Here is a 4,178-nt window from a genome sequence, read left to right as displayed (position 1 = left end):
GCCAAAAAAATCATGGCCACACTGGACCGCACCAACGCCTTGCTGGCCAAGACCGACCAGCGCGTCTTCGGCGCCAACGGCGTGATGGACAGCGCGCAGGCGACCGTGGACGGCACGCGCGCCGCCGTCGCGCAGCTCACCGCCGTGCTGACCGACGTGCGCGCCAGCCTGCAGAAGGTCGATGCCGTGCTGGTCGAGGCGCAAGCCGTGGGCGCCAACGCCCGCGTGGCCAGCGCTGACCTGGGCGCCCTGCGCGCCGAGGTGGAGATCAGCCTGCGCAAAGTCAGCCAACTGGTGGACGAGGTCAACCGCAAGTGGCCTTTTGCCCGTGACACGGAAATCAAGCTGCCATGAAAGTACGTTTAACTTTTACCGCCATGGTGAGTGCCGCCCTGCTGCTGAGCGCCTGCGCCAGCAAGCCGCTGCCGCCGGACTGGCAGGCCAACGCCTTTGCGGCACTCAAGGGGTTTTCATCCGCGTATCTGAGCGGCAACACCCGTCTGGCCGACTTCGAGTTGGCCCGCGCCAAACTTGAGATTTCCAGCACCGGCCGTGCCGACTTGCTGGCCCGCGCCGAGCTGACGCGCTGCGCCGTGCGCGTGGCCAGCCTGGAGTTTGACAACTGTGCGGGCTACCAGCCGCTGGCCCAGGATGCCCGTGCCGCCGAGCAGGCCTATGCCGCTTACCTGACGGGGCGCTGGACTGGACTGGACCCTGCCCTGCTGCCCGTGCAGCATCGCGCACTGGTCTTGAATGCAGTTGCCAGCCAAGCGGCGAGCAACCCGCCAAATCCAGCGGCAGCCACGAGCGCGCTGGGCAGCATGGAAGACCCGCTGGCGCGCCTGGTGGCGGCCGGTGTGCTGCTGCAGAGCAGCCACTTGACGCCGGCCGACATCGTGGTGGCAACGGAAACGGCATCGGCCCAGGGCTGGCGCCGCCCGCTGCTGGCTTGGCTCGGGCTGCAGCGTCAGCGTGCCATTGAGGCCGGCGACCACGATGCGGCGGCGCGCCTGCAGCGGCGCATCGACCTGGTCTTGCAGGTACCCCCAACCATTCAGTGAGCCAACTTCAGTGAGCTGGGTGGGCGACCGTTTGGCCGATGTCCGGCCAGCGACGGCGCAGGTACACCCAGGCAATCAGGCCGACACACATCATGGCCAGCGAAGCCGCTGCCATGGCAACCGTTGAATGCATGACCAGCGGCGCGACGACGCCGGCCACCAAGCCATTGGCCGATGAACCGATAAACGCCTGCAGGGAAGACGCCATGCCGCGTCGATCAGGGTGAAGGTCCAGCACCAGCAGCGTCACCACGGGCACCATCATGGCCCAGCCAAAAGCAAAGATCGCCAGTGGAATAAGCGCCCACGACACATGGGCCTTGAACAGCAGATTGGCCCCGAGATTGAGCAGCGCGATCAGCAGCATGACCACAAAACCATACTTGATCTGCCGTTTGGGCGCCAATTTTCCAGCCATGCGGCCACTGACCCAGGCACCGCCCATGATGCCGCTGATGGTGAGCACAAAAAACCAGAAAAACTGCGTCGGGGCCAAGCCCAGGTGCTCGCCGAGAAAGGCCGGCGCCGATAAAACGTACAAAAACATGCCGTTGAATGGCACACCACTGGCCAGCGCCAACAGCAAGAACCGCGGATCACGCCCCAGTTGCCAATAACCCTGCATCAGGTTGCTGATCTTGAGCGGTTGCCGGTGCGTGAGGTGCAGTGTTTCGGGCAGCAGTTTGTAGTTGGCGATCCACAGCACGACGCCAACAGCGGTCAGAAACCAGAAAATACTGTGCCAGTTGAGATGCACAAACAACCAGCCGCCGACGATCGGTGCAATGGCCGGAGCGACCCCGAAATAGATGGTGATCTGGCTCATCACCTTTTGCGCCTGGGTCGGGTCAAACATGTCGCGCACTACCGCACGCGCCACCACAATGCCGGCCCCGGTGCTCAGCCCCTGCATCGCCCGGAAGAACACCAGCTGGCCAATGCTTTGCGACAGCGCACAGCCGGCGGACGCCAGCGTGAAGGCCGCCAGCCCCCACAGAACCACAGGCCGTCGCCCCAGACTGTCGGAAATCGCGCCATGAAACAGGCTCATGAAGGCAAAGCCGAACAGATAGGCCGACAGGGTCTGCTGCATCTGCACGGGTGTGGCGCCCAGTGACTGGGCGATGCCCGAAAAAGCAGGAATATAGGTGTCGATGGAAAACGGGCCGAGCATGCCCAGCACGGCCAGCAACACCGCCAGTGCCCAGCGCGGCGCGCGCCAGAGTTGTTTTGCGTCCGGATTCATGGCAGACGTATCAGCTCGATGCGCCCAGCAGCGTCACCGCCACAATCACCACGCCAATGACCAGATTCACCATCACCCAGGTGCGAATACGCGCCAGCGCGGCGCCCGCGGCAGGCCAGGCCGCAGCCGTCACAGCCCGGGTGAGACTGGGGTACAGGCTAACGCGAATGTAGCCAAAAATGCCCAACATCACCACACCCAGCAGCGCCATCACGATCCATTCGAGCGGCATGCTGACCTTGATGCCCGATTGCAGCGTCTGCCGTGCAATGCGGCCCATCATCCACACGCCGCTGGCCAGGGCCAGCCCGGCGGCCACCAGCACGGCGTTGAAGAAACGACCCAGCACATCGTGCATCAAACGCACCCGATCGGGCACTTCCAGTCGGGCGACCGCCGGGCGCAAAAAGAACTGGGCAAACACCATGCCGCCAATCCAGACGATGACAGACAAGAGGTGAATGGTTTTAAGAGTGGCGTAAAACATAAGCAGGGTCAGATTGTTGTTGTTCAGATGGCAAGCGCGTTTGATGATGCCACAGCCGCCCCCCGCTATGATGAACCCATGTACTACGGCGAGAAGTTCAACGCTTTGACGCATCTGGTCGGGGCCGTGCTGGCGCTTGCGGGCGGCATCGTGCTTATCGTGCTGGCGGCGCTGGGCGGGGACCCCTGGAAGCTGGTGAGCGTCTCAATCTACGGCCTGACCCTGGTCTTGCTCTACAGCTTCTCCACGGCCTACCACAGCGTGCGCGGGCGCGCCAAGGACATCCTGCGCAAGCTTGACCATCACAGCATCTATCTGCTCATCGCCGGCAGTTACACACCGTTCTGCCTGGTGACGCTGCGCGGCCCCTGGGGCTGGTCGCTGCTCGCAGTGGTGTGGGGGCTCGCCGTGCTCGGCAGTCTGCAGGAGCTGCGACCCAAGCGCGGGGCGCGCATACTATCCGTGGTGATTTACGTCGTGATGGGCTGGGTCGCCCTGGTGGCGGTGGTCCCGCTGCTGCAGGTGCTGGGGCCAGCCGGTTTCGCCTGGGTCGCGGCTGGCGGACTGTTCTATACGATCGGTATCATCTTCTTTGTGCTCGACACCCGCCTGACCCACGCGCACGGCGTCTGGCATTTGTTCGTTATCGCTGGCAGCGCCGCCCATTACGTGGCGATCCTGCACTATGTGCTGTAGACCATGAAGGACCCTATGCCAACTGATCCTGTGAAAAAGAAATTTGGCGTGCATCCAGACGTACTCAAGCTCGGTCTGGTGAGCTTTTTGACAGACCTGAGCTCGGAGATGATTTTCTCGGTCTTCGCGATTTTCTTCACCACGATCGCGGGAGCCTCGGCCGCTTTGCTTGGCATGATTGAGGGCTTTGCCGACTTGTCCGCTTCCTCCTTGAATTATTTCGCTGGCTGGTTGTCCGACCGGACCGGAAAACGCAAAATCTTCGCGCTGGCCGGCTATGGGTTTTCCACACTGGCCAAAATCATTTTATTGATCACCAGCTCGGTGCTTGGTCTCAGTGTTTTTCGTGTCATCGAGCGACTGGGCAAGGGTTTTCGGGGGCCACCGCGTGATGCCTGGCTGTCGGCCGTGGCCGACAAAGACACCAGAGGGTATGCGTTTGGCGTGCACAAGGCGCTTGACAAAGCCGGCGCCGTGGTCGGGCCCCTGGTGGCGTATGGCTTGCTGTCGTGGCTGGGGGATGGGGCCTCGACCTACCGGACCCTGTTCTGGGTGGCGCTGGTTCCGGCCTTGCTCAGCATCGTGGCCCTGGGCCTCATCAAGGACCAGCCCGGAGTCAAGCACGAGCGCGAGAACATGTTTGAAACATGGCAGATCCTCAGCCCGGCATTCAAGCGCTATCTGGTCA

5 protein-coding genes and 1 pseudogene are annotated in these 4,178 nt (G+C 62.8%); 4 read left to right on the top strand and 2 right to left on the bottom strand.

The window, feature by feature from the left end:
* A pseudogene (locus B3V69_RS15630) lies at positions 1 to 354 on the top strand (mammalian cell entry protein); the annotation flags it as partial.
* Positions 351 to 1,061: a hypothetical protein gene (locus B3V69_RS15625; protein WP_296447937.1), complete on the top strand. Its 711-nt coding sequence runs from the start codon at positions 351 to 353 to the stop codon at positions 1,059 to 1,061. The pseudogene B3V69_RS15630 and the gene B3V69_RS15625, both read left to right, overlap by 4 nt.
* A gap of 7 nt (positions 1,062 to 1,068) precedes the next feature.
* On the opposite strand, the gene B3V69_RS15620 is transcribed toward B3V69_RS15625, so the two are convergent.
* Together B3V69_RS15620 and B3V69_RS15615 are read right to left on the bottom strand one after the other, a co-directional pair.
* The gene (locus tag B3V69_RS15620) at positions 1,069 to 2,307 is read right to left on the bottom strand and encodes a multidrug effflux MFS transporter (RefSeq protein ID WP_296447936.1); all 1,239 of its coding nucleotides are present in this window, start codon (positions 2,305 to 2,307) and stop codon (positions 1,069 to 1,071) included.
* Positions 2,308 to 2,317: 10 nt separating this feature from the next.
* Entirely contained in the window at positions 2,318 to 2,794 is a 477-nt protein-coding gene (locus tag B3V69_RS15615; RefSeq protein ID WP_296447935.1) for a CopD family protein, read from the bottom strand.
* Positions 2,795 to 2,872: 78 nt separating this feature from the next.
* Here B3V69_RS15615 and trhA point away from each other — a divergent pair, with 78 nt between their 5' ends.
* Positions 2,873 to 3,490 carry a PAQR family membrane homeostasis protein TrhA gene (gene trhA / locus B3V69_RS15610; protein WP_296447934.1) on the top strand — a complete coding sequence of 206 codons (618 nt, stop codon included), beginning with the start codon at positions 2,873 to 2,875 and terminating at the stop codon, positions 3,488 to 3,490.
* A gap of 15 nt (positions 3,491 to 3,505) precedes the next feature.
* Positions 3,506 to 4,178 (top strand): MFS transporter (locus tag B3V69_RS15605; RefSeq protein WP_296447933.1); only part of this gene is annotated, 673 nt, incomplete at its 3' end.

The organism is Rhodoferax sp. UBA5149 (genome assembly GCF_002413825.1).
In the GTDB taxonomy this organism is placed as follows: Bacteria; Pseudomonadota; Gammaproteobacteria; order Burkholderiales; family Burkholderiaceae_C; genus Rhodoferax.
Note: the sequence above shows the minus strand (reverse complement) of the source record. Positions and strands in the feature narration are given on the sequence as shown.